The organism is Acidovorax sp., assembly GCF_022763525.1.
Classification (GTDB): Bacteria; Pseudomonadota; Gammaproteobacteria; order Burkholderiales; family Burkholderiaceae_C; genus Acidovorax.
Genome location: NZ_JALEGG010000222.1, coordinates 1 through 4,687, shown reverse-complemented (window position 1 = coordinate 4,687; position 4,687 = coordinate 1). Strand labels below are relative to the sequence as shown.

General features: G+C 65.2%; 2 protein-coding genes and 1 pseudogene. All 3 read left to right on the top strand.

Features of this window, described 5'->3' with window-relative positions; translation table 11 throughout:
* Positions 1–1,092 (top strand): annotated as a pseudogene (gene aceE, locus MRY84_RS17325) (pyruvate dehydrogenase (acetyl-transferring), homodimeric type); the annotation flags it as partial.
* A gap of 18 nt (positions 1,093–1,110) precedes the next feature.
* Entirely contained in the window at positions 1,111–2,826 is a 1,716-nt protein-coding gene (gene aceF, locus MRY84_RS17320) for a dihydrolipoyllysine-residue acetyltransferase (protein ID WP_291506945.1), read from the top strand.
* A 19-nt stretch (positions 2,827–2,845) separates the two neighbouring features.
* On the top strand, positions 2,846–4,687 hold a 1,842-nt coding region (gene lpdA / locus MRY84_RS17315), incomplete at its 3' end, for a dihydrolipoyl dehydrogenase (protein WP_291506944.1).

Sequence of the window (4,687 nt, the reverse complement as noted above, 5' to 3'; positions counted from 1 at the left end):
TTCGGCATGGAAGGCCTGTTCCGCCAGATCGGCATCTACAACCCCAAGGGCCAGATGTACACCCCGGTCGACCGCGACCAGGTGATGTACTACAAGGAAGACAAGGCCGGCCAGATCCTGCAGGAAGGTATCAATGAAGCCGGCGGCATGGCCAGCTGGATCGCGGCGGCCACTTCGTACAGCACGAACAACCGGATCATGATCCCGTTCTACGTGTACTACTCGATGTTCGGCTTCCAGCGCATCGGCGACCTGGCCTGGGCCGCGGGCGACATGCAAGCCCGCGGCTTCCTGCTGGGCGGCACCTCGGGCCGTACCACGCTCAACGGCGAAGGCCTGCAGCACGAGGACGGCCACAGCCACATCCTGGCCAATACCATCCCCAATTGCGTGAGCTACGACCCCACGTTTGCGCATGAAGTCGCGGTGATCATGCACCACGGCCTGAAGCGTATGGTCGAGCGCCAGGAAAACGTCTTCTACTACCTGACGCTGCTGAACGAAAACTACGCCATGCCGGGCCTCACGGCGGGCACCGAAGAGCAGATCATCAAGGGCATGTACCTGTGCAAGCCGGGCGCCGAGGGCGACAAGCGCGTGCAACTGCTGGGCTCGGGCACCATCCTGCGCGAGTCGCTCGAAGCCCAGACCCTGCTGGCCGCCGACTGGGGCGTGCAGGCGGATGTGTGGAGCTGCCCGAGCTTCAACGAACTCACCCGCGAAGGCCAGGACGCCGACCGCTGGAACCTGCTGCATCCGCTGGAAACACCACGCGTGCCGTTCGTCACCCAGCAATTGGGCAGCCGCAGCGGCCCAGTGGTGGCGTCCACCGACTACATGAAGGCGTATGCCGAGCAGATCCGCCCCTTCGTGCCCAAGGGCCGCACCTACCGCGTGCTGGGCACCGACGGCTTTGGCCGCAGCGACTTCCGCAGCAAGCTGCGCGAGCATTTCGAGGTGAACCGCCATTACATCGTCGTGGCCGCCCTGAAGGCGCTGGCCGATGACGGCGTGGTGCCCGTGGCCAAGGTGGCCGAAGCCATTGCCAAATACGGCATCAACGCCGACAAGATCAACCCGCTGTACGCATAAATCAAACCGGAGACAAGAATGGCACTGGTAGACATCAAAGTCCCGGACATCGGGGATTTCGACGAAGTCGGCGTGATCGAGCTGCTCGTCAAGGTGGGCGACACCGTCAAGGCCGAGCAGTCGCTCATCACGGTGGAGTCCGACAAGGCCTCGATGGAGATTCCATCGAGCCACGCCGGGGTGATCAAGGAACTGAAGGTCGCGCTGGGCGACAAGGTGAAAGAGGGCTCTGTGATTGCCGTGATCGAGGCCGCCGGTGCGAGCGCCGCGGCAGCCCCTGCGGCGGCGCCTGCCCCCGCACCAGTGGCAGCGTCAGCTGCTGCGCCCGTGGCCGCGCCTGCGCCCGCGGCGGCCGCGCCGGCTCCCGCTGCTTCGGGCCGCATTGAAGTGCGCGTGCCCGACATTGGCGACTTCAAGGACGTGGCCGTGATCGAGTTGCTGGTCAAGCCTGGTGATTCGATCAAGGTGGAACAGTCGCTCTTTACCGTGGAGTCCGACAAGGCCTCCATGGAAATTCCGTCGCCCGCCGCAGGCGTGCTCAGGGAACTGAAGGTCAAGATCGGCGACACCGTCAACATCGGTGATCTGGTGGCGATCATGGAAGGCGCAGTGCCTGCCAGCACTGCCCCGATCCCGCCCGGTACGCCCACGCTGGACCTGCCCGCAGCGCAGTCCGAGCCTGACACCCCCACCCCCCGCCACCTGCCCGTGGAAGAGGCCAAACCCCTGTCGGATGGCGGAGCCCCTGCAGCGGCACCCGTGGCGCCTCCCCATGCGCCCGGCGCGCCGACCCTGGGTCTTCCCCATGCCAGCCCGTCCGTGCGCAAGTTCGCCCGCGAACTGGGCGTGCCATTGGACGAGGTCAAGGGCAGCGGCCCCAAGGGCCGTATCACGCAAGACGACATCCAGAACTTCACGAAGCAGGTGATGAGCGGCGCCACGCAAACCCGCGCCATCGCCGCCAAAGCGCCCGCAGCGGCCAGCGGCGGCTCCGGCGTCGGCTTGGACCTGCTGCCCTGGCCCAAGGTGGACTTCACCAAGTTCGGCCCGGTGGAGCGCAAGGATCTCTCGCGCATCAAGAAGATCAGCGGCGCCAACCTGCACCGCAACTGGGTCGTCATCCCGCACGTCACCAACCACGACGACGCGGACATCACCGACCTCGAAGCCTTCCGCGTGCAGTTCAACAAGGAGAACGAGAAGAGTGGCGTCAAGGTCACCATGCTCGCCTTCATGATCAAGGCCGCCGTGGCCGCACTCAAGAAGTTCCCCGAGTTCAACAGTTCGCTCGACGGCGACCAGCTGGTGCTGAAGAACTACTTCCACATCGGCTTTGCGGCCGACACGCCCAACGGCCTCGTCGTGCCCGTCATCCGCGACGCCGACAAGAAGGGCATCGTCCAGATCTCGCAAGAGATGGGCGACCTGGCCAAGAAGGCGCGCGACGGCAAGCTGGGCCCCGCCGACATGACCGGTGGCTGCTTCTCCATCAGCTCGCTGGGTGGCATTGGTGGTCGTTACTTCACGCCCATCATCAACGCGCCGGAAGTCGCCATCATGGGCGTGTGCAAGAGCAGCCTGGAGCCCAAGTGGGACGGCAAGCAGTTCGCACCGCGCCTGATGCTGCCCCTCTCCCTGAGCTGGGACCACCGCGTGATCGACGGCGCTGCCGCCGCACGCTTCAACGTGTACTTTGCCTCGCTGCTGGCGGACTTCCGCCGCATCGTGATGTAACGAAAGGCCAAGACACACCATGGCAATCATCGACATCAAGGTGCCCGACATCGGCGACTTCGCCGAAGTGGCCATCATCGAAGTGCTGGTCAAGCCCGGCGACACCATCAAGGCCGAGCAGAGCCTGATCACCGTGGAGTCCGACAAGGCCTCCATGGAGATCCCCTCCAGCCATGCTGGGGTTGTGAAGGAACTCAAGGTCAAGCTCGGGGACAAGGTCGCCGAAGGCTCGGTGGTGCTGACGCTGGAAGTGCAGGGCGCAGGCGCGGCAGCGCCGGCACCTGCTGCGGCCCCAGCGCCTGCCGCTTCTGAGCAAAAAGCGGCTCCAGCGCCTGTGCCGCAAGCGCAAGCAGCTATCAATCCGGTAGCATCCAGCTTTGCAGGCTCCGCCGATCTGGACTGCGACGTGCTCGTGCTCGGCGGCGGCCCCGGCGGCTATAGCGCAGCCTTCCGCGCGGCCGACCTGGGCCTCAAGGTCGTCATCGTCGAGCGCTACGCCACCCTGGGCGGCGTGTGCCTTAACGTGGGCTGCATCCCGTCCAAGGCGCTGCTGCACGTGGCAGCCGTCATGGACGAAGTCAGCCACATGGCCGACTTGGGCGTGGACTTTGGCGCCCCCGCCGTCAACATCGACAAGCTGCGCGGCCACAAGGAAAAGGTCATCGGCAAGCTCACCGGTGGCTTGGCCGCCATGGCCAAGATGCGCAAGGTGACCACCGTGCGTGGCTACGGTGCTTTTGTCGGCGCCAACCATCTCGAAGTGGAAGAAACCACCGGCACCGGCCAGGAGAAGACGGGCACCAAGAAGGTCATCGCCTTCAAGAAGGCTATCATCGCCGCCGGCAGCCAGGCCGTGCGCCTGCCCTTCATGCCCAACGACCCGCGCGTGGTCGATTCCACCGGCGCCCTGGCGCTCAAGGAAGTCCCCAAGCGCATGCTGATTCTGGGCGGCGGCATCATCGGCCTGGAAATGGGCACCGTCTACAGCACCCTGGGCGCACGCCTGGACGTGGTGGAAATGATGGATGGCCTGATGCAGGGCGCTGACCGCGACCTCGTCAAGATCTGGCAGAAGATGAATGCCAAGCGCTTCGACAACATCATGTTGAAGACGAAAACCGTCGGCGCCGAGGCCACACCCGAAGGCATCAAGGTCACGTTCGCGCCAGCGGAAGAGGGCGGCACCGCCCCCGAGCCACAGGTGTACGACCTGGTGCTGCAGGCCGTGGGCCGCACGCCCAACGGCAAGAAGATCGCTGCCGAAAAGGCAGGCGTGGCGGTGACGGACCGTGGCTTCATCAACGTCGACATCCAGATGCGCACCAACGTGCCGCACATCTTTGCCATCGGCGACATCGTGGGCCAACCCATGTTGGCGCACAAGGCGGTGCACGAGGCACACGTGGCGGCTGAAGTCATCGCTGGTGAACTGCAGGGCAACAAGGAGCTGGCAGCCGCCGCCTTCAACGCCCGCGTGATTCCGAGCGTTGCCTACACCGACCCCGAAGTGGCCTGGGTGGGCCTGACGGAAGACCAGGCCAAGGCCCAGGGCATCAAGGTCAAGAAGGGCCTGTTCCCCTGGACTGCCTCTGGCCGCGCCATTGCCAACGGCCGTGACGAAGGCGTGACCAAGCTGTTGTTCGACGACTCGCCAGAGGCCCACGGCCACGGCAAGATCCTTGGCGGCGGCATGGTGGGCACGCATGCGGGCGACATGATTGGCGAGATCGCCCTGGCCATCGAGATGGGCGCCGACGCAGTGGACATCGGCAAGACCATCCACCCGCACCCCACGCTGGGCGAAAGCATCGGCATGGCGGCGGAGATCGCGCACGGCAGCTGCACGGACGTGCCACCGCAG

Bases quoted from the DNA above. Each gene is read 5' to 3' on its own strand.
- aceF (WP_291506945.1), top strand. From the start codon at position 1,111: ATGGCACTGGTAGACATCAAAGTCCCGGACATCGGGGATTTCGACGAA.